The sequence below is a fragment of the Pseudoalteromonas lipolytica genome, from assembly GCF_001306915.1.
Classification (GTDB): Bacteria; Pseudomonadota; Gammaproteobacteria; order Enterobacterales; family Alteromonadaceae; genus Pseudoalteromonas; species Pseudoalteromonas simplex.
The window spans coordinates 581,952-601,436 of record NZ_LJTC01000002.1 but is presented as its reverse complement, the minus strand read 5'-3'; the positions used below and the strand labels follow the sequence as shown (position 1 = coordinate 601,436).

Here is a 19,485-nt window from a genome sequence, read left to right as displayed (position 1 = left end):
AGGTTCGCTATGAAGCATTTATCTGCACTTTCTGTTTTAGCTATTTCGTTGTTAGTCACAGCGCCCGCTTGCTTTGCTCGCGACCATCAAGGCGGTCCACCCCAGCGACCTGACTTTACGACGATTGATATTGATGGCAATGGGGTGATTGATTTTACTGAGTTTAGTGAACAGCCTATGCCAGAAGATATGCTGCAAACCATTTTTAATGACATGGATACTGATCAAAATGGTGAAGTAACTGAAGACGAGTTCAACAACCATAAACCACCAAAACGTAAGGAAAATCAACGATGATCAACAATGTCTCATCGGGTGCGAATTTTCAGCCCATGCAACGACCGCAAGCAGAGCCGTTAACCAGTGAACAGACAGAGTTAATGAATGAAACTTTAGCTCAGTTTGATCCTGAAAACTTAACTGCAGAAGATGCACAATCTATTATGCAAACATTTAAAGATGCGGGTATTCAACCGGGTCAAGAAATGGAAGCAATTATGGCTGAAGCAGGCTTTGATGCCGCTGAAGTCGGTGAATTAGGTCGTCCTGAAGGTGAGCGTCCTCCTGGTCCGCCACCACCTCCGCCTAGTGGTAACTCACTTGAGCAGGTTGATACTGAAGAAGTTGTCAGTTATTTAGATGAGTTGTTAGCGCAATATTCTGATCAACTGGGAGAAGAAGATAAAGAAGCGATTCTAGCCTCTGTGCAAGAAAAGTTTGGTTTATCTGAAGGTGAATCGCTGTTATCGGTCACAGCGTAAATCACAAAGCGGTCATGATGACCGCTTTTTTATGCTCTGCTAATTACAGTGCTGCAGCAAAAGTCTTTATTTCGTTTTGTGCTGCTTCTAAGCTTTGCTCTGCACCCGGCATCGCAAGACCTTCGGCATAAATAAAATCAACGTCAGTCATACCCACAAAACCAAGTACATCTTTTAAGTATTTAGTTTGTGTATCTATGTCAGTGCCTTGATACAAACCACCACGTGCTGCAAGTACCACCACTTTCTTGTCTGCAATTAAACCTACAGGGCCTTGCTCAGTGTATTTAAACGTAATACCAGCACGAGCAATACGATCAATCCAAGCTTTGAATGTTGATGGAATTCCAAAGTTGTACATTGGCATACCAATAACAATCAGTTCGTTATCGTTAAGTTCAGCTATTAAATCGTCAGAAATTGCAGCAAGTGCTTTTTGCTCATCGCTACGCTCGTTTGTATCAGTCATCCAAGCAGCCATTTCTGTCTGCGTTAAGTGAGCAATCGCATTGTCGCTTAAATCGCGCGTTGTTACTGAAATTTGTTGGTTGTTAGCAAGTTGCTCAACAAATTGTTGGCTAAGTTTGGTTGAATTACCTTGTTCACCATTTAAAGATGAATTTAACACAAGTACTTTTTTCATCATGTCACCTAAGAAAACTGAAGTAGTGCAGCCATTATAATTATCAAAAAATAAATTAATAATGCTATTAATCGAGTGTTATGTTCGTTTTAAGCGAATGAAAGATATGCCTAAGTTTTTTTGAGTTAGTCTTTTTTTGTAATTTAATGTTAATATTGTCGGAACAATAAAAAAATGGACTTTACTATGAAGTACTTACTGCTTACATTTTTTGCAGTGCTGAGCTTAATGCCCCGTGCTGCTGAAAACACGCAACTCCCTGTAGAATCATTTGCCTCTTTACGGGCTTTTAGCCAAGTAAAATTTTCGCCTAGTGGTGAACACATATCGTTTATTCGAAATGTGAATGGTGAGTTGGTTTTAATGGTTTATAACCGCAAAACTAAAGAAGCAGATGCTGTTATTCGTTCAGATAATCACACTATTTTCTTCGATTGGTATGAGTGGGCGAATGATGACGTTCTGTTACTTGGAGCCCGCTACATTCAACGCCAATTTGGCGGCCCTAAATATACCTCTACGCGTTTATATACATACAATATAAATGGTGATGGTAAGGCAAAACTAGCTATAAAGCCGAACTTTAACCGTGATGAACGCCAACCGCAATTTGGTGATCAGGTCATCAGCTTTTTACCCGATCAAAAAGATAAAATTTTAGTTCAAGGTGACTTTGATGTTGCCAATGCCCCTGGCGTGTATGAACTTAATTTAAATACACTTCGTAAGAAAAAAATTCAGCGCTCACGCAGTAAAGTGATTGATTGGACAGCAGACCGCCAAGGTAATGTGCGTATTGCCCTTAAAATGGATGAAGACGAATTCGAATATATTCTTTACGATGAAGATAGAGATAACCGTAAAACGTTATTTAAATATAAAGCATTTACCCCTGATGTAGTGACTGTTTTGGGCTTCGATAAAGACCCTAATATTCTTTATTTCAAAGCTCTTAAAGATGGCTATGATGCGCTTTATAAAATGGACCTAACGACCATGAAAAAAGAGTTAGTGTTCAGCGATGATAATTATGACTTCGACGGTCATATTTTCTACTCACCACTTACAGGTGAAGTAGCAGGCTTTACACACTCTCAATTAGATGAAGGGATCCGTTACTGGAATGAAGATTTAAATAAGCTCTATACAGGTTTACGCGCTGTTTTACCAAAAGATAAATTTGACATAGATATCATTGATACCAGTAAAGATCAGCGCCAATATGTGCTTTATTTAACAAGTGATGATAGTGCTGGAACTTACATGATTGGGAATCGCGATACCAGTGAGCTAACGGTATTTGCAAGCGCATTCCCAGATGTAAATGAAACAGTTTACAGCGGTAAAAAGAAAATCAGTTATAAAGCCCGTGATGGTTTAACTATTGAAGGGTATTTAACTTTACCTGTGGGTTACAAAGAAGGCGATAAACTACCCACTATTGTGTTCCCGCATGGCGGGCCAATGGCTCGTGATTACGCTGGTTTTGACTATTGGACTGCATTACTTGCTTATAATGGTTATGCAGTACTACAACCAAACTTCCGTGGTTCTAGTGGCTATGGCCATGAATTTGAGATGGCTGCAGTTCAAGGTTTTGGTAAAGAAATGCAAGATGACTTGCAAGATGCGGCGAATTGGCTTGTTGAGGAAGGTATCGCTAATAAAGATAAAATCTGTATTGGCGGGGCAAGTTATGGTGGTTATGCTGCATTAATGGCGGTGGTTAAACACCCAGAAACATTCAAATGTGCAGCAAGCTTTGCAGGCGTTACTGATCTTGAGCGTATTGTTAGTAAAGCGCGTTATTTCACTAATAAAGAAATTGTGCGTAAGCAATTTGGAACTGATGGCGATAAACTTGAAAAGGTTTCACCAGTTAATTTTGCAAAGCAAATTAATCGTCCGGTGCTATTGGTTCATGGCTCTGATGATAATGTAGTGCCTGTTTATCATAGCCGTGAAATGGATGATGAACTTAAAGACGAAGGTAAAGATGTTACTTACATTGAGCTTGAAGATGGCGATCATTACTTATCGCACCAGCCATACAGAATTAAAACGTTGAAAGCGTTTTTAGAGTTCTTCGATAAGAACTTGAAAAACTAGAATTAGCAAAGAAAAGGCGACCTAGGTCGCCTTTTTTAATACCTGATTCTGCGTCAATTTTATTTATAAGCTAATTCAGCATCAATATTGCGCATTAAGTTGGTAACCCAATTGATATATTGGCGGTGGATTTTTTTGCCATTGTAATCAAGGTTGATCGAATCTTTGTAATCAATAGAATATTCTTGCTCGTTAAACGTAATATCAACGCGTAATTGGTGTTTACGAATATCAAGTTTACCTAAGATTTGGCCTTCGGCATTTGAACGACACGTCCAGCCTAGTTTCATACATGCTTTTAAAATATTGGTTTTGATACTTTCAAGGTCATGTTGGCCAGACGCCATTTGCGGTACAGGGTTTGCGTCAAAGTTACGAATAGGCACACTGGTGCTACAAGCAGAAAGTGTAAGTAGGGTAAAAAGTGCAAGCGCTGCCTTTTTCATAGTAAGTCCTTTTTGGAAATAAAATCAGCGCGATTATGCGCTTTTTTTACCCGAGGGTCTAGGCATCGGGTAAAAACCACGCACTAATTGCACCAAGTAAGCCTAAGATACTGTAGAAAAAAATTAACTCAGCAGTCGTTAAGTAGGTATTTAGTAAGCCGACGCTACCTAGCAGTAATAATATAACTCCGATCACCGTATTACTAACAGAGACATAGTCAGTGCGCTTGTTTCCTTCAGCCATATCAACAAGGTAGGTTTTACGACCAAGGCGAACCCCTTGATGAGCTACGGTGAGTAAAAAATAACAGAGCGGTAATAGCCAAAACTCATTGAGCGTTTGTGGGCTCAGATAAGCAACTAAATAAACGGCAAACCCGTTGAGAGTGACTAGCATTGCAGCAAACACTAATACTTTGCGACTCGATAAATCACTTAGTCGACCCCAGATAGGCGCAGAGACTAAGCTGGCAAGCCCAGAAAGCGCCATAAACGTAGCAAGTAGTGAAAAGTCGAAAGCCTGTTCACTGGCAAGAACGATATAAAACGGGGCGCTCAAAGCAGAACATAGCAACAACGCACGAGTGATAATAAAGTGAGCAAATTGCTTATCTTGGTAAAGCAGTTTTAATTTTGATAAAGCATGCAAAAAGCCGTTTTCAGCGCCCTCGGTTGCGCCCTTGTATTCTTGAATGCGACTATAGCTGAGCGCTGCAAACAGCCACATTAAAGCGGCCAGCATTAAAGCAACATACACCCCATTTTCATAGCCAAGACTTTGAAGATACCATAAACCAAGACCAAAGGTGAGCGTTGCAAATCCGGCAAAACTCGCAGCAAGACCGCTAATGCTGCCTCGTTGTTGTTTAGGTATGACCTTGCCTAATACATCTTTTGCAGCAATGGAATTAAAGCCACGAGCAAGACTAAAGATAATCAAAATAGCGATGATAGCAAAACCTGCTGTTGCACCTTGAAGTGTTAAAGCACAAATAAGCATGCCTACAATACACAAGGCTTGCACTATGGCGCCAATCACCCAAACCCACTTTCTAACTGGGAGCCTACGAATAGCACTGGCGATGGCCAGTTGTGGCAACATTGAGCCTGACTCACGAATAGGCACAAGCCAAGCAATAAAACTACTTGGTACATTAATGCTTTGCAGTAGCCAAGGCAGAGTCACTTTAGGGTTTAGCAGGGCATCTGCAAACTTACTAAATAGTTGGCTCACTAATAAAGTAATAAAATTGCCGGGTACCACTTTACAAGCAGCTTCATCAATCGCTTTACAGGCACGGGCATCTTCGGTATTGCTAAGACGTTGATAGATATCTTCTTTACTGAGCTTTTTCATACTGTTTATTTTTATGAAAAAGGGCCGTTAAGCCCTTAAAAATCTTCCTTAGAGTGGCGCTCTGCTAATTGCTCAGCTTCATCACCCCAAGTTCTATTGACTCTACGACCTCGTTTTACAGCAGGGCGGCGCTCAATTTGTTTTGCCCAGCGCATCACATGGCTGTATGACTCAACATCTAAGAACTCTGCCGCATCGTATAAATTGCCAAGTACCAAGCTGCCATACCAAGGCCAAATAGCGATATCGGCAATTGAATATTCGCTACCAGCCATGTAGTCATGGTCACTTAAATGACGGTTTAATACGTCTAACTGGCGTTTTACCTCCATGGTGAAACGGTCAATTGGGTACTGCATTTTGAAAGGGGCATAACTATAAAAGTGACCGAAGCCACCGCCTAAGTATGGAGCAGAGCCCATTTGCCAAAACAGCCAATTACGACATTCTGTTTTACTGGCGTGATCGCTTGGGATCAGCGCATCAAACTTTTCTGCCAAGTATTGTAAAATTGCACCTGACTCAAACACGCGAGTAACGGGTGTGGTACTGTGATCCATTAAGGCTGGGATTTTTGAATTAGGGTTAACACTTACAAACCCTGAAGAGAACTGGTCACCATCGCCAATTTTAATTAAAAATGCATCGTAGTCGGCTTCATCAATACCAAGCTCTAATAGCTCTTCGAGCATGATAGTGACTTTTTGGCCGTTTGGTGTCGCAAGCGAGTAGAGTTGTAGGTCATGTTTACCAACGGGCAAGTCTTGCTCGTGGGTTGCACCTGAGACCGGACGATTCGTCTTCGCCCATTCACCACCGTTTTCTGCATCCCATTGCCACACTTTAGGTGGCGTATAACTGTCGGTATTACTCATTGAAACTCCTAAATTGTGCTTTAATGAATGTCATTACGAGACTACCATCCTAGTTGATCAGATAGAGCAAGGGAAGTACAGTTATTAATTATGAATAACAAGGAGGATGACATGAAAAAGCATGGTTTAGCCATTGGCCTTGAGCGCACTGGCACGACTTTTTATCTCACAATGAAAATTGTTGGGAAGCTTACCCACGAGGATTATAAAACTCTCACTCCGCTTATAGATAATGCTGTAGCGGCAGTTCCGAGTGCAAAAATAAGAGCCTATGTTGATATTACTGAACTAGAAGGCTGGGAGTTACAAGCCGCGTGGGATGATTTTAAGCTAGGCCTTAAACACAACAAAGAGTTTTGCCGTATAGCAGTAGTTGGTAACAAACACTGGCAACAAGTGGCAAGCAAAGTGGGTAACTGGTTTATCAGTGGCGAAGTGAAATACTTTGAAGACCCGATTATTGCCTCTGAGTGGTTACACGAATAAGGAATTAAGTGATAGAAAACAGCCAATTAAAGGTGGCGACATTTAATTTATATAATTATTTAGCGCCACCTGACGCATTTTATGATTTTCAGCGCATTTATAGCGCTGAGCAGTGGGCCAAAAAGCAGCGCTGGCTGGCCGATTACCTTAAAAATCAGCAGCCAGATATTATTGGCTTTCAAGAAGTGTTCAGTATCAATGAACTAAAACAACAAGTTAACGCAGAGGGTTACCCTTATTTTGCAGTGGTTGATGAGCCAACGGTGATTGATGACTTTATTTATCGCGATCCGGTTGTGGCCATTGCCTCACGCTATAAAATTATTGCTGTCAGTCAGGTTGAGGCAGAGCAAGATGATATTTTAGCGATGGGCTTGAGCGATAATTTTAACTTTAGCCGCAGTATTATTCGCGCAACACTTGAAGTACCTCACTTAGGACATGTCGATTGCTATGTAGTGCACTTTAAATCTAAGCGCAGCATGCTCCATCACCAAAATGATGAAAGCCACAGCGAACAGCAAAACTTAGTTATGCAGTTAAAATCGCAAGCCCTTGGGCGCTGGGCATCAAGTATGCAGCGTGGCAGTGAAGCAGCGCTGTTACTCGTTGAAATTATTAAGCGCAGAGCGCACACCAATAACCCTGTGATTGTGATGGGGGACTTTAATAATGAGTTACACGATGGTGTGCTTAACCATTTAATCGCTGACCACCTTCGTTTTAGCGGTCATAGCCAAAATAGCCCATCTCGTTCAGAGTTTAAACTACAAGATAGTTGGCAACTCTATCAGCGCCATGTTGTCACTGAGAACGACAGAGAAGCCACCCACTATTTTGGTAGTAGCAGCTCAGTATTTGATTATATTTTGTTATCCCGTGAGTTTGATGCCGGGTTTCAGAGCAGCTTTTTCGAGGTAGTTGATTATCACACCTATGATCAGCACTTAATCAACCCACAGTTTGCCTATGATGATCAAAGTACCGACCATGGCGTCGTGATGGTGACAATGAAGTTAAGAGACTAACTTATAGCTTTAAGCTGTCAGTTTAAAGCTTAGGGCTCTTTTGTTTATCACGTTTTGCCATAATATAACCGATAAATGCGCCGCTGATTGCGCCGAATAAATGGCTTTCGAATGAAATATGAACGCGCTGCGGAAAAACACCCCAAATCAGGCCGCTGTATAACACAACAACCGCAATACTGATTAAAATGGCTTTGAATGAGCGGTGCATAATGCCGTAGCTAATTAAATAGCCCCATAAACCGTAGATAACACCACTTAGTCCTACATGAATATTGCTGCGGCCAAATAGCCATACTAGTAATCCACCAATGAGCGCAGTACCGGCAAACACCAGCCAAAAGCGTTTAACGCTAAATTGGCAAACTAGCCAGCCGAGAATAGCAAATGGCACTAGGTTACTAAAAAGGTGTGCCCAGCCACCATGTAAAAATGGCGCAAAAAATACCCCTGATAAACCAGACATCTGCCTTGGTAATATACCTAAACCGTTTAAATTTATGCCGGGTAGGGAATTAACTATTTGCAGTACCAAGCACACCAGTATAATGCCGAAAATTGCGAATCGCTTACTACTGATAGGAGGAATTTTGACAGTTTTTTTTTCAGTCATGATGGGCAGCTCTTAAATCAATGTGACCGAATGAGTATAACTTATTAAAAGTGAAGGTAAACACCTTGATATGCAAGGTGTTTACTAAAGGTCTAGGGGATGTTGACCTATTTTAACCTAATTTGGTTAATAGTTTTTTCGCAGCAAGCTCAGAACTTGCAGGGTTTTGCCCTGTGATTAGTAGGCCATCTTCAATCGCAAGCTCGCCCCAGTCATCAGTTTTTTGATACTGACCACCTTGTTTGATTAATTCATCTTCAACAAGTAATGGCACAACTTTGGTAAGCTGTACGGCATCTTCTTCTGAATTACTAAAGCCTGTTACTTTTTTATCAAATACCACAGATTTACCAGCGGCATTTTTCGCATTCAGTAATACGGCACTGGCGTGACATACTGCACCGACTGGCTTATCTGAGTTAAGAAATTGCTCAATTAAGCTAATCGAATCTTGGTTATCAACTAAATCCCATAACGGACCATGGCCACCTGGGTAAAATACCGCATCAAAATCATCGGCTTTAACTTCAGCAAGAGGTTTAGTATTAGCCATTAAAGTTTTTGCTGCGCTGTCTTGCTCAAAACGTTTTGTGGCATCGGTTGCCGCATCAGGGGCTGCACTGTTTGGATCAACCGGAGGTTGGCCACCTTTAACAGAGGCTAAAGTTACCTCTACACCAGCATCAATAAAGGCGTAGTAGGGTGCTGCAAATTCTTCGACCCAAAAACCCGTTTTATGGCCTGTATCGCCAAGCTGATCGTGTGAAGTAAGTACCATTAAAATTTTCTTAGCTGACATAGTGAATCCCTTTTTGTGAATTAAACATCGTTGATAACACTATAGGGGTGAGAATTGAATTAAACAACGCAGATAAATTTGACTTCATTGGTTTAATAATTGATACAATGATTCAGGTTAGATTAGGAGTTTGTATGAAAGTATCGTTTGAGCAGCTAAAAAGTATGGTGGTGTTTGCCCACATTGTGCAGCAAGGCAGCTTAACTAAAGCGGCTCAACAACTTGGTTTATCAAGGGCTGTTGTTAGTTATCATTTAAAGAAATTAGAACAGCAATTAAAGCTGACGTTACTTAATCGCTCAACGCGCACCATGACCCTTACCGAAGCGGGTATGGCTTATTATGAACGTTGTCAGGCTATCACCGAGCAGGCTGAGGCTGCTAACCTACACCTTGAGAACTTAAAGAGTGAACCGGTTGGGGTTATTAAATTGAGTTGTCCGGTGAATGTTGGTTTGCAACTTGTGGTACCGGCACTGGCTCAGTTTAAGCGTTTGTATCCTAAAATTGATATTGATTTACAGCTTAGCGATGATGTAGTTGATATCATCAAAGAAGGTTATGACTTAGCGATTAGAGGCGTGGCCCTTGAAAGCTCAAACTTACAAGCCACTAAACTTGCAAGTATGGCTACTTGCTTATGTGGCTCAGTCGATTACTTTACAAAATACCCTATACCAAAGAGCATCGCCGATTTAGCGGAGCATACATGGGTGGTGTATCAACCAAGTAGTGCTGTTGTCACGCTCGAAAAAGATAAACGCCGCTTTGAGGTGGCAGTTAGTGGTGGCATAAGTACCAATAACGCTGCTGCACGAACTGCCTTTGTAGAAGCTGGGCATGGCTTAGCGAAAATCCCAGTTTATGATGCACTACCCAGGATCAAAGCAGGATTGTTACGCACAATCTTAGATGATTACAAAACTGCTGATATTGAACTTTATGGCGTATTCCCGCCAGGGGCGGCGGGAAGTAAAAAGCTGCGGGTTTTACTTGATTACTTGAAGGATTATTTTACTAATCAAGTAGCCACTATGACGATTTAAACAAGTGTGCGATTAAATAAAGCGACTGCTTGTTGATACATGCTGATGGCAAGAGCTGGGTCGTATCGGTCGCCTTCGTCGCGCATAAACGCATGTTGGGCGTTCACTTCTTGCCACTGGTAATTAATGCCTGTTGCCACCGCTTGTTGGTAAATTTTAAGGCGGCCTTCTTTTGGTACATGAGGGTCTTGTTTACCCCAAACAAAGTGGATCTCACCTTTAATATCTGCCATGCGCTCAAATGAGTTATTACCCGCTTGCGCTGGTAAGGTATCGCTGTGTATATCTGTCGCGTATAAACAAAAAGCGGCTTTGATACTTGGGTTTAATGCAGCACGGTATGCAAGGTGACCACCAATACATACGCCCATCGCACCTACATTCCCTGTGCAGTAATCTTGTTGGCGTGCAAATGCAATTAAAGCGTCAGTATCTGAGTCATGGCTCTCAAGCGGTTTTGCCCATTTGTCGGCATTGCCTTTGTCTTTACCTGCATCATCATAGGCAAGTACTGTCCCAATAGGATTTAACTCATGAAAAACTTCTGGCACTAACACGACAAAACCATGGCCAGCAAGTATTGCCGCAGAGCGTGCAATTGGTGCTGTTTCTTGGAAAATCTCAGAATAGAAGATAATACACGGGTATTTACCTTCTTCTACAGGACGATAAATACTGGTGCGCATTGCGCCTGTGTTGGTCGCTATGTCGTGGCTCTGGTGCTGAATAATCATGTTTATCCTTGTAAAAAACGGTTTAGCTAATAATACCTCAGCCCCACCTTTTGGACGAGTCAAAGCCCTTGAAATTTATTGATGCTCAGTTATTCCTTTGAGGCAGGATACTGCATACAGCTTGCGTAATAGGTAAGAGTCGCAGGCCAGTCAGAGAAAATAGCCATCACACCCACTTGCTTAGCAAGGACGTCTACCACTTTCATCATTTGCCCATCTTGTTTAATTACACGGGCAATCGACTGGTAATAATAACCACCGCCATTATTTAATGGACCAGAGCGCTCTAAACTCCAAGTAATGATGTTCAGTCCGGCTTGTTTAGCTTTAATAGCATAAAGCGATGGCACTATTGCACCTGACTCATCAAGGCTTAAAAGCATCCACATTGGCGGTGCGATAATGCGTACTCCATCGTCATACAGAGCCTGCATTGATGGCTGCCAAGTTGTTTCATCCATCGCATCAAAGTCTGCTTGCTCATCTCGGCCATCAAGATAAATACTGTTGCTCGCAAATTCAGGGTGATTGTTTAGCCAATACTTCACATCTTCAAGATTAAATGATTGCGGATACACATCATCGCTATTCACACCTAAATCCCGATACTCATCAAGCATTTTTTGCGCATAATCTTGCTGGCTAAAACCGTTAAATGGCATGCTAACTTCTGGGCTTTTTAGCTCGGGTGTCATTTTTACACCTAGTGATTTGAATAACTCAATGCTTTGCTGGTGGGTCATAACAGTGCCACTGTTTGCGTATAAATCAGTGCGCCAGCTTGGTGTACCTTGCATATATTCTGCGACGGTTTTGGCATTTGCATTGGCGCCATCCATTTTAGCTTTTAAGGTTAAAAACTCAGCTTGGGTGATATCGCTGGTGCAGCATTTAGCCTGAGCTGGTTGGCCGCCTTTGGCCGGGGTAAAAGGTTGGCTGCATTTTGCAGCCAACTCAGGAATCGCTAAAATGTTGGTAGTGGTGTGTAAATCACACTGTGAATGGCGACACACGAGTTGTTTGTCTTTAGTAAAGGCGACGTCACATTCAAGTACGCCAGCGCCCATTCTTGCAGCGGCTAAATATGACTCTTTGCTGTGCTCAGGAAACTGCATGGGGGCACCGCGATGACCAATTACAAAATCAGTTTTATAGAAAGGGCCATTAGCGCATGTCGCAAGTTGCTGCTTTAAAGGTCCATCAGTCATCTTGTCGATTAAATAGTAAGGCCTAGCACCCACTTGCACTGCCTGCTCCTCAGGCAGATTCTTACAACCTTGAATAATTAAAACTAAACAACATAAAACCAGTGCGCGCATAACAGCATTCCTCTAATCTAATAGAGTTTAGCCTATCATTGCTCCATGGCAGTTTTATTAAGTTTCTGATTTATAATAAGTGCTAATAAGATAATCGCTGCGCCGATGGTAAGCTTGATGATATCGGCATCACGATTCCATATCACAATGTTAACGATGATCCCTGCTGGGATCAGTAGATTATTCATGACAGCCAAGGCACCTACATTGACGATGGTCGCGCCCTTATTCCAAGCAAAATAACCAAGCCCTGAAGCAATCGTGCCTAAGTAAATTAACACGCCCCATTGTGTCGTTGTGGTGGGTAGCTTACTGGTATCACCAAATAAACCGTAACAAATCAGCGCGACAATTAAAGCGCCAATAAAGAACCAAGCAAACACCCGAGAGTGGGGGAGCTGCTCATCTTGCATTAAACGTTTGTAGGTTACTTGCCCAGTGGCAAAGCAAATATTGGCAGCCTGCACCATTAACATACCAATAAGGTAGTTCTCATCGACGCCTTCATAGCGAATAGCAACGGCGCCTAAAATAGCCAGTAATGCGGCGAATAAAAACTTGGCATTAAAACGTTTTTCAAGCAAATCGTTTAACAAAGTGATGTAAAGTGGCGTCATTACCGTGAATAGCAGTACCTCGGGCACGCTAAGGTACAAAAACGAATGGTAATAGAAGCTGTACATCACACCAAGTTGTACTGCGCCAATTGCCATGAGCTTTAGGGCTAAGGCTTTAGGCGTTTTACGCCAGTGTAAAAAGGGCAAAAATACGCAAGTTGCCAAGCCAATACGCATTAATACACTAAACCATGCATCCACTTGGCCTGCTAAATAGACACCAATAAGACTAAACGAAAAGGCCCAAAGCAGGGTTACAGCAAATAAGTAGGTCATGTTCGATTAATTTGTAATTTTAAAAATTGCACTATAACAAAAAGCCCGCATTAATTGCGGGCTTTCATCATTTTGCGAATAATTTTAGATTATTCAACTAAACCACGACGCTTTAATAGTGCGTCTGTTGTTGGTTTTTGACCACGGAACTCAATGTAGCTTTGCATTAAGTCGCGGCTGTTACCTTTTGATAAAATCTCTTTACGGAAATTATCACCGTTTTCACGTGTTAAACCACCTTCTTCAGTCATGTGTGCAAACGCATCTGCTGCGAATACTTCAGTCCAAAGGTAAGCGTAATAACCCGCTGAGTAACCACCGGCAAAGGTGTGGCTGAAGTAGCAAGACTTATAACGTGGTGGTACTGGGTAGTAAGCAATACCGTGCTTGTCTAATGCATCATGTTCAAACTTTTGAACGTCTGTAACGTCAGCATCAACACCAAATGAGTGCCATTCCATATCAAGCAGTGCCGCAGCTAAATACTCAGTTGTATCAAAGCCTTGGTTGAATTTTTGTGACTCAAGTACTTTATTTAAAAGCGCTTTTGGAATTGGCTCACCTGTTTTGTAGTGCTTGGCATAGTTTGCCAGTACTGTTGGTTCAATATTCCAGTCTTCGTGTGCTTGTGAAGGGAATTCAACAAAGTCACGAGCAGTGGCTGTACCTGCTAAACTTGGGTATTTAACGTCAGAGAATAAACCGTGTGCAGCGTGACCAAACTCATGGAACATAGTCGTTACTTCAGAGAAAGTCATGAGTGTAGGTTGACCTTCAGCTGGCTTAGGAATGTTCTGTGCGTTGTAGATCACAGGCATAGTGTCTTTAAGACCGCTTTGGCTAACATAAGCACTCATCCAGGCACCACCACGTTTACCTTCACGTGCGTAAGGGTCCATGTAGAATAGACCAATAGCGCTGCCGTCTTCGTTAAATACTTCAAACACCATGACGTCTTCGTGATAAACCGGTAGATCTTTACGCTCTTTAAAGGTAATACCGTAAAGTTTGTTCATCGCAAAAAATAGGCCGTCGTGGATCACTGACTGCATTTCAAAGTAAGGCTTAACTAAAGCTGGGTCTAAGTCGTACTTCTCTTGGCGAACTTTTTCAGCGTAAAACGCCCAGTCCCAAGGTTGAAGCGCAAACGTTTCACCTGACTTTTTGATTACTTGCTGGATTTGCTCTGCTTCTGCCTCTGCTTTAGCAACCGCTTTCGGTGCTAAGTCATCAAGGATGCCGTAAACATTTTCAGTTGTTTGCGCCATACGGTTAGTCATTACATACGAAGCCCAGTCTTTATAACCAAGTAATGCCGCTTTTTCTGCACGTAGCTTAGTTTCTTTGATGATGATAGGGCTGTTTGTTGCTTGTGCACGCGTTGAAGACGTTGTCCAAATCTTTTCACGAAGCTTGCGGTTTTCAAGGCTTTGTAAGATAGGTTGGCGAGTCGTGTTCACCAGTGTGATCATGTAACCTTCTTTACCTGCTTTTTTGGCAGCAGCTGCAAGGCTTGCAATTTCACCTTCAGATAAACCAGCTAGCTCGCTTTTATCTTTAACTAAAATCACATCTTCTTTGAATGACTTTAAGATGTTTTGTGAAAACTCAGTTGAAAGCTTGGCAAGCTCTGCGTTGATTTCACGCATTTTTGCTTTTTCAGCTTCAGTTAGTTTTGCACCTGCGTTAACGAACTTTTTGTAGTAGTAATCAACAAGACGTTGATCTTCAGCATTTAAAGACGCTTTGTTGTCGTAAATGCTTTGTACGCGAGCAAATAAAGCTTTGTTTAAGTAAATATCATCTGTGTGAGCTGACATAATCGGCGCCATTTTCGCGGCGATACGTTGGTACTCACTGTCAGAGATTAAACCCGATAGATTAAAAAATGCCGCAGATGTACGGTCTAATAGCTCACCAGAGTACTCCATAGCAACAAGGGTATTTTCAAATGTTGCTGGTTCTGGGTTGTTTGCAATCTTTGCAATTTCAGCTTTTTGCTGTGCGATGCCTGCTTCAAACGCTGGCTCGTAATCTTTGGTCGAAATTTTATCAAACTCAGGGGCCATGTATTGTAAAGGGCTTGGCTTGAAAAGAACGTTTTCAACATTAGCTGTTTGTGTTTCAGCGGCAGTTTCAACTTGAGTTTGAGTGTCGGCTTGTTGTGAACTACAAGCAGATAATAAAAGCACACTAGCAATCGTAGTTGCTACTAAGGTCTTACGCATGAGAGCTCCAAAAATGTGGATAAATCTTTTCTAACTTATCAAATTTTTGGCTAGAAACAATCAAGTTTGTCGTCTGAATGGGGAATTTGAACGCAAATAATGTGATGGAGGGGATAAATGTGCGTAAAAAGCCATCAATTGTGTATTAATGGCTCACTTAAGTAAAAAGTGGCACTAGCTGCCAGTTTAAATCTTGTTGGTAATAAATCACCATAGGTTAGTTGTAACCCAACACAAACTTTCTCTCTGAGCCAAAGCTTTCTGGCATAGCGTTGCCAAACTCTTTGTTAATTAAAGTCAGTGAGTGTTCTTGCTCAGCAAGTAAGTTTAAGATGCGGTTACGGTACTCTAAACTTGATTCAAATAAGTTTAGATCGACCAAGGGTTGTAAAGTGGCAAGTTTTTGTGTGAGCGTCATTTGTGACATTGTGTTCTCCTCGTGCTATTCAAAGCCTGTGAAACCTCAAGCTCTCTCTATGTATATAGCAGCTGTAGTCTAAAATAGTTAATAATTAGCGCATATTGCGCATAAAGAACTTAGTATTTACCAAGTTTTCACCTATTATGCCGTGCTAAACTTAGTCACAACTGAATCAAACTCATTTTTTACTAGGAATGTTAATTTATGACCCTTGCTGATCTGCAATCTGCACTATCGTTTGTCTTGTTCACCTACAACGATGTGCAAATTACTGTACTAAAAGTCATTCAAGTACCTTTGGTACTGTTTTTAATGTGGTTTGTGGTCACCTGGATTGGTCGATTAATTAAAAAAGCATTGCAGGCAAAAAACCTAGGTCCTGACACAGTTCACCTGTTCACGCGTATTTATCTTGTTGTTACTATTGCTGTGCTCGTGTTTACCTCGCTTGAGGTGCTCAATATTCCTCTGACGGCGTTTGCATTTGTTTCTGGTGCCATTGCTATCGGTGTTGGTTTTGGTGCGCAAAACATTATTAATAACTTTATTAGTGGTTGGATATTAATGTGGGAGCGGCCAATTCGTATTGGTGACTTTTTAGAAGTAGGTACAGCAAAAGGGGTTGTCGAGACTATTAATACCCGTTCAACCCGTATCCGTCGTAACGATGGTGTGCATATGCTGGTACCTAATAGCCATTTATTAGAAAACACGGTAACTAACTGGACCTTAATTGACCGTAATGCTCGTTCGTTTGTAAATGTTGGCGTTGCTTATGGTTCAGATGTGGTATTGGTTGAAAAGTTGATGAAGCAAATTCTTAATGAGCACCCAGCCATTTTAAAAACACCTGCATCGTCAGTATTGTTTGATGACTTTGCTGATAGCTCTTTAACTTTTAGCGCTATTTTCTGGGTATGTGCTGAATCAGAAGCACCGCTTCGCCAAGTGCGCAGTGAGCTGCGTTTTAGCATCTATAAAGTATTTGCTGAAAACAACATTACTATCGCATTCCCGCAGCGCGATATTCATATTGATGGTGAAATTGCTTTAACAAGGCGTAACAGCCAAAAATAAAAAAAGCGGCTAAGCCGCTTTTTTATGCTTGTTCATTGAGTTTTTTCAGCTTCAAAGCAAGTAACACCATCATTATGCCAAACACGATTGCATAGCTTGCAACTAGCCACAGGAGGGTGATTATGCCTGCGCCTGGGTTAAATATCAGGTAGCCACCAAAGATTATTGAAATAATACCGCTACCAATTAGCAGCCACTCATTACTGATCTCTTTACGTAGTTTACTCGCAATCAATATTTCAATTACACCGATAGCAATGGCCCATGCGGCAATAAAGTAGAGCATTAAGATAGCCGTTACGTTGGGAGCAAACAGGGTTACAAGTGCAGCAGCAATTGAAATCAAACCACCCACTAATAGCATCCACCAAAGTGGGTTTTCATTTTTTGAAGCAATAGCTAACCAAGTCCTAATGGCACCATCGACAAAAAAGTAAGCGGCGAAAATAAACATCAGAATCGCTAGTGAAGCTTCTGGGGCAAACCAACCACACAAGCCAAAAACGATGGCAATGGCGCCATGGATCATCAATGACGACCAATGAGGAATGAGTGAACTTGAAATCTGCATTATCGTTTTCCTTTGCTTTAGTCTCTATATAACTAACATCTCAGCGCTTACTTGCAAAGATTTTTAATTATTTTTTGTACAGTTACACAAACCATGCTCTAATTTAATTAGCTGAATATTTCAGCGATTTAATGTTTATCTAACAAGGAATAAAGCGTGAGCCGTTGTAATACCCAGTTTTCATTACAATTTAGTAAATTATTAGTGTGTTTTTTACTGTTGTTTAACGCGCCATTATGGGCAACAACCACACCAGAAGTGACCGTTAAATCCTTAATTGAAAAAGACAGCAAGGAAGAACAAGTCGAACAAAAGCCCGTCAAACAAGAATCAGAAACCAATACACCTGCAACAGCTGAAAAAGCGCAGGAACCTCTCGAAGATGACTTGCCCTATGATGCCTTTGACCGGATAACGCCACGTAGTTCAATGCAGGGTTACTTAAAAGCGGCTCGCGCTCGCGATTTTGAACTGGCCAGCCATTATCTTGATTATCGTAACTTACCTAAAGAAGTTGAGGCATTAGGAAAAATTCAACTTGCTGAAAATTTATCGGTGGTACTGGATCGTACCTTATGGGTTGATGTTGATAACTTGAGTAATAAGCCTGAAGGTAAACAAAAAGAAAGTGTGCCTAGCTATCGTGATTTGGTGGGGGAAATCAGTACATCACAAGGTAAGGTACAAATTTTATTACAACTAGTACCTGATGATAAAACAGATAATCGGATCTGGAAAATATCAAATGCAACGGTAAGTCAAATACCGTTACTCACCAAAGAGTATGGTTATAACAAAGTAGGTGAATGGCTATATGATAACCTGCCAGACATCGAATTTTTGGGGGTGATGCTTTGGCAATGGATTTATTTTGCCTTCTCATTTGTGTTGTTTTTGCTAGTCGCGATAATCATTACTCGCTTAATCACATTTATCCTAGCACATTTGAAAGTACCTGTAGAAAATGACGTTATTGGTTTTATTAATGGGCCAATTAGCCTGTTACTTGCTGTGTTTATGGCGCGTTCATTGAACGACCAATCAAATGTCACTATTGCTGTAATGGCGCTATTCCATGGCGCAACTGTGTTATTAATTGCGTGGGGTTGGATTTGTTTACGTGCTGTGGATCTTGCCAAACACAGATTAAGCCAGCGTTTTATTAAACAAGATAAGCCACAAGCGATTTTCTTATTACGACCTATAAGCAATGTAGCAAAAACTCTGATTGTCATTTCATTGCTATTTATGTGGTTTGAAAATTTAGGCTTTAATGCTACTACCTTGTTAGCTGGCTTAGGCATTGGTGGGCTTGCTATTGCCCTTGCAGCGCAAAAAACTGTTGAGAATATCATTGCTGCAATCACCCTTTATATTTCTGCGCCGGTAAAAATAGGTAATCTATGTAAATTTGGCAGTCAGTTGGGGACTGTGGAAGAAATAGGCTTAAGAGCCACGCGTATCCGAACCCTTGACCGCTCTGTCATTTATGTAGCAAATGCTAAGTTTGTTGATATGCAGCTTGAGAACGTCTCTGAACGAGAGCGAATTTCTTATCGACCTAAACTGATGCTCAGTGCCAACACCAAGCAACAAAATCTTATGTCGTTTATGCAGGCCCTAAGAGAGTTATTAGAACAACATAAGCATATCGCCTTTGAACCGTGTCGGGTTCGCTTTAAAGGCTTTACGCCTTGGGCTTTACAAGTGGATGTACTAAGCTACGTAGAGACCGTCGACTTTGCATTCTATATGGAAGTAATCGAAGAATTAAATTTAGCAGTGTTAGGCTTATTAAATGAGCATGAATGCGAATTAGCTAACCCAGAATTCGCACGAGTTACCGATTAGTTACTGAAAAAGGAGCAAATGAAAGTGGCTCTCATTTGTACATAATGTCTACACATTGTTGTAATTAGATGCACAGGACATATGTCCGCTTTATTGAAAAATAATTGCATAAAATCTTCTAAATGCGTCGATGTTGCCGCTAATTGTTGTAAAAAATTTGTATATTTCTAACTTTTAATGCAGTAAAAGTGTCATAAAGTGTTATAATCGTCAGCGTTCGTTCAGCCT

Annotated in this window: 20 protein-coding genes; 8 read left to right on the top strand and 12 right to left on the bottom strand. The window is 41.4% G+C overall.

The window, feature by feature from the left end; all coding sequences use genetic code 11:
* Nucleotides 1-9: 9 nt before the first annotated feature.
* Nucleotides 10-297 carry an EF-hand domain-containing protein gene (locus AOG27_RS04625; protein ID WP_054551812.1) on the top strand — a complete coding sequence of 96 codons (288 nt, stop codon included), beginning with the start codon at nucleotides 10-12 and terminating at the stop codon, nucleotides 295-297.
* On the top strand, nucleotides 294-761 hold the full coding sequence (locus AOG27_RS04620) for a hypothetical protein (protein WP_054551811.1): 468 nt from the start codon (nucleotides 294-296) through the stop codon (nucleotides 759-761). The genes AOG27_RS04625 and AOG27_RS04620 overlap by 4 nt, the downstream gene beginning before the upstream one ends.
* A gap of 43 nt (nucleotides 762-804) precedes the next feature.
* On the opposite strand, the gene AOG27_RS04615 is transcribed toward AOG27_RS04620, so the two are convergent.
* Nucleotides 805-1,404 carry an FMN-dependent NADH-azoreductase gene (locus tag AOG27_RS04615; protein ID WP_054551810.1) on the bottom strand — a complete coding sequence of 200 codons (600 nt, stop codon included), beginning with the start codon at nucleotides 1,402-1,404 and terminating at the stop codon, nucleotides 805-807.
* Nucleotides 1,405-1,590: 186 nt separating this feature from the next.
* On the opposite strand from AOG27_RS04615, the gene AOG27_RS04610 reads away from it, so the two are divergent.
* Nucleotides 1,591-3,513, top strand: coding sequence for an alpha/beta hydrolase family protein (locus AOG27_RS04610; RefSeq protein WP_054551809.1), 1,923 nt, complete (start codon nucleotides 1,591-1,593; stop codon nucleotides 3,511-3,513).
* Between the two features lie 59 nt (nucleotides 3,514-3,572).
* Here AOG27_RS04610 and AOG27_RS04605 read toward each other — a convergent pair whose 3' ends face one another.
* From AOG27_RS04605 to yghU, 3 genes are read right to left on the bottom strand one after another with little or no spacing between them, the layout of a single operon-like run.
* Nucleotides 3,573-3,959, bottom strand: coding sequence for a hypothetical protein (locus AOG27_RS04605; protein ID WP_054551808.1), 387 nt, complete (start codon nucleotides 3,957-3,959; stop codon nucleotides 3,573-3,575).
* 58 nt (nucleotides 3,960-4,017) lie between these two features.
* Nucleotides 4,018-5,316 carry an MFS transporter gene (locus AOG27_RS04600; RefSeq protein WP_054551807.1) on the bottom strand — a complete coding sequence of 433 codons (1,299 nt, stop codon included), beginning with the start codon at nucleotides 5,314-5,316 and terminating at the stop codon, nucleotides 4,018-4,020.
* Nucleotides 5,317-5,351: 35 nt separating this feature from the next.
* Nucleotides 5,352-6,191, bottom strand: a complete 840-nt coding sequence (gene yghU, locus AOG27_RS04595; RefSeq protein WP_054551806.1) for a glutathione-dependent disulfide-bond oxidoreductase — start codon at nucleotides 6,189-6,191, stop codon at nucleotides 5,352-5,354.
* Nucleotides 6,192-6,302: 111 nt separating this feature from the next.
* Between yghU and AOG27_RS04590 the strand changes: the two genes are divergently transcribed.
* Complete coding sequence (locus tag AOG27_RS04590; RefSeq protein WP_054551805.1) at nucleotides 6,303-6,677, top strand: STAS/SEC14 domain-containing protein; 375 nt, start codon at nucleotides 6,303-6,305, stop codon at nucleotides 6,675-6,677.
* An 8-nt stretch (nucleotides 6,678-6,685) separates the two neighbouring features.
* The gene (locus AOG27_RS04585) at nucleotides 6,686-7,705 is read left to right on the top strand and encodes an endonuclease/exonuclease/phosphatase family protein (protein ID WP_054551804.1); all 1,020 of its coding nucleotides are present in this window, start codon (nucleotides 6,686-6,688) and stop codon (nucleotides 7,703-7,705) included.
* Nucleotides 7,706-7,727: 22 nt separating this feature from the next.
* Here the strand turns inward: AOG27_RS04585 and AOG27_RS04580 are convergent, their stop codons facing one another.
* Nucleotides 7,728-8,318 carry a rhomboid family intramembrane serine protease gene (locus AOG27_RS04580; RefSeq protein ID WP_054551803.1) on the bottom strand — a complete coding sequence of 197 codons (591 nt, stop codon included), beginning with the start codon at nucleotides 8,316-8,318 and terminating at the stop codon, nucleotides 7,728-7,730.
* Nucleotides 8,319-8,430: 112 nt separating this feature from the next.
* The gene (locus tag AOG27_RS04575; protein ID WP_054551802.1) at nucleotides 8,431-9,117 is read right to left on the bottom strand and encodes a type 1 glutamine amidotransferase domain-containing protein; all 687 of its coding nucleotides are present in this window, start codon (nucleotides 9,115-9,117) and stop codon (nucleotides 8,431-8,433) included.
* Between the two features lie 134 nt (nucleotides 9,118-9,251).
* Between AOG27_RS04575 and AOG27_RS04570 the strand changes: the two genes are divergently transcribed.
* Nucleotides 9,252-10,163, top strand: a complete 912-nt coding sequence (locus AOG27_RS04570; protein WP_054551801.1) for a LysR family transcriptional regulator — start codon at nucleotides 9,252-9,254, stop codon at nucleotides 10,161-10,163.
* Here the strand turns inward: AOG27_RS04570 and AOG27_RS04565 are convergent.
* The 5 genes from AOG27_RS04565 to AOG27_RS04545 form a co-directional block, all read right to left on the bottom strand.
* A complete protein-coding gene (locus AOG27_RS04565; RefSeq protein ID WP_054551800.1) occupies nucleotides 10,160-10,897 on the bottom strand; it encodes a dienelactone hydrolase family protein in 738 nt (245 codons plus the stop codon). The two genes, AOG27_RS04570 and AOG27_RS04565, sit on opposite strands and share 4 nt — an antisense overlap.
* Before the next feature lie 89 nt (nucleotides 10,898-10,986).
* Nucleotides 10,987-12,216 carry a glycerophosphodiester phosphodiesterase family protein gene (locus AOG27_RS04560; RefSeq protein ID WP_054551799.1) on the bottom strand — a complete coding sequence of 410 codons (1,230 nt, stop codon included), beginning with the start codon at nucleotides 12,214-12,216 and terminating at the stop codon, nucleotides 10,987-10,989.
* Nucleotides 12,217-12,251: 35 nt separating this feature from the next.
* Nucleotides 12,252-13,109, bottom strand: coding sequence for a carboxylate/amino acid/amine transporter (locus tag AOG27_RS04555; protein ID WP_054551798.1), 858 nt, complete (start codon nucleotides 13,107-13,109; stop codon nucleotides 12,252-12,254).
* Nucleotides 13,110-13,198: 89 nt separating this feature from the next.
* A complete protein-coding gene (locus AOG27_RS04550) occupies nucleotides 13,199-15,337 on the bottom strand; it encodes a M3 family metallopeptidase (RefSeq protein ID WP_054551797.1) in 2,139 nt (712 codons plus the stop codon).
* A 217-nt stretch (nucleotides 15,338-15,554) separates the two neighbouring features.
* Nucleotides 15,555-15,764, bottom strand: a complete 210-nt coding sequence (locus AOG27_RS04545) for a hypothetical protein (RefSeq protein ID WP_054551796.1) — start codon at nucleotides 15,762-15,764, stop codon at nucleotides 15,555-15,557.
* A gap of 198 nt (nucleotides 15,765-15,962) precedes the next feature.
* Between AOG27_RS04545 and AOG27_RS04540 the strand changes: the two genes are divergently transcribed.
* Complete coding sequence (locus tag AOG27_RS04540) at nucleotides 15,963-16,835, top strand: mechanosensitive ion channel family protein (RefSeq protein ID WP_054551795.1); 873 nt, start codon at nucleotides 15,963-15,965, stop codon at nucleotides 16,833-16,835.
* Between the two features lie 22 nt (nucleotides 16,836-16,857).
* On the opposite strand, the gene AOG27_RS04535 is transcribed toward AOG27_RS04540, so the two are convergent.
* Nucleotides 16,858-17,406, bottom strand: a complete 549-nt coding sequence (locus tag AOG27_RS04535) for an HdeD family acid-resistance protein (protein WP_054551794.1) — start codon at nucleotides 17,404-17,406, stop codon at nucleotides 16,858-16,860.
* A gap of 156 nt (nucleotides 17,407-17,562) precedes the next feature.
* On the opposite strand from AOG27_RS04535, the gene AOG27_RS04530 reads away from it, so the two are divergent.
* Entirely contained in the window at nucleotides 17,563-19,257 is a 1,695-nt protein-coding gene (locus AOG27_RS04530; protein WP_054551793.1) for a mechanosensitive ion channel family protein, read from the top strand.
* Nucleotides 19,258-19,485 lie beyond the last annotated feature (228 nt).

Bases quoted from the DNA above. Each gene is read 5' to 3' on its own strand.
- AOG27_RS04625 (WP_054551812.1), top strand. From the start codon at position 10: ATGAAGCATTTATCTGCACTTTCTGTTTTAGCTATTTCGTTGTTAGTC.
- AOG27_RS04620 (WP_054551811.1), top strand. From the start codon at position 294: ATGATCAACAATGTCTCATCGGGTGCGAATTTTCAGCCCATGCAACGA.
- AOG27_RS04615 (WP_054551810.1), bottom strand. From the start codon at position 1,404: ATGAAAAAAGTACTTGTGTTAAATTCATCTTTAAATGGTGAACAAGGT.
- AOG27_RS04610 (WP_054551809.1), top strand. From the start codon at position 1,591: ATGAAGTACTTACTGCTTACATTTTTTGCAGTGCTGAGCTTAATGCCC.
- AOG27_RS04605 (WP_054551808.1), bottom strand. From the start codon at position 3,959: ATGAAAAAGGCAGCGCTTGCACTTTTTACCCTACTTACACTTTCTGCT.
- AOG27_RS04600 (WP_054551807.1), bottom strand. From the start codon at position 5,316: ATGAAAAAGCTCAGTAAAGAAGATATCTATCAACGTCTTAGCAATACC.
- yghU (WP_054551806.1), bottom strand. From the start codon at position 6,191: ATGAGTAATACCGACAGTTATACGCCACCTAAAGTGTGGCAATGGGAT.
- AOG27_RS04590 (WP_054551805.1), top strand. From the start codon at position 6,303: ATGAAAAAGCATGGTTTAGCCATTGGCCTTGAGCGCACTGGCACGACT.
- AOG27_RS04580 (WP_054551803.1), bottom strand. From the start codon at position 8,318: ATGACTGAAAAAAAAACTGTCAAAATTCCTCCTATCAGTAGTAAGCGA.
- AOG27_RS04575 (WP_054551802.1), bottom strand. From the start codon at position 9,117: ATGTCAGCTAAGAAAATTTTAATGGTACTTACTTCACACGATCAGCTT.
- AOG27_RS04570 (WP_054551801.1), top strand. From the start codon at position 9,252: ATGAAAGTATCGTTTGAGCAGCTAAAAAGTATGGTGGTGTTTGCCCAC.
- AOG27_RS04565 (WP_054551800.1), bottom strand. From the start codon at position 10,897: ATGATTATTCAGCACCAGAGCCACGACATAGCGACCAACACAGGCGCA.
- AOG27_RS04560 (WP_054551799.1), bottom strand. From the start codon at position 12,216: ATGCGCGCACTGGTTTTATGTTGTTTAGTTTTAATTATTCAAGGTTGT.
- AOG27_RS04555 (WP_054551798.1), bottom strand. From the start codon at position 13,109: ATGACCTACTTATTTGCTGTAACCCTGCTTTGGGCCTTTTCGTTTAGT.
- AOG27_RS04550 (WP_054551797.1), bottom strand. From the start codon at position 15,337: ATGCGTAAGACCTTAGTAGCAACTACGATTGCTAGTGTGCTTTTATTA.
- AOG27_RS04545 (WP_054551796.1), bottom strand. From the start codon at position 15,764: ATGTCACAAATGACGCTCACACAAAAACTTGCCACTTTACAACCCTTG.
- AOG27_RS04540 (WP_054551795.1), top strand. From the start codon at position 15,963: ATGACCCTTGCTGATCTGCAATCTGCACTATCGTTTGTCTTGTTCACC.
- AOG27_RS04535 (WP_054551794.1), bottom strand. From the start codon at position 17,406: ATGCAGATTTCAAGTTCACTCATTCCTCATTGGTCGTCATTGATGATC.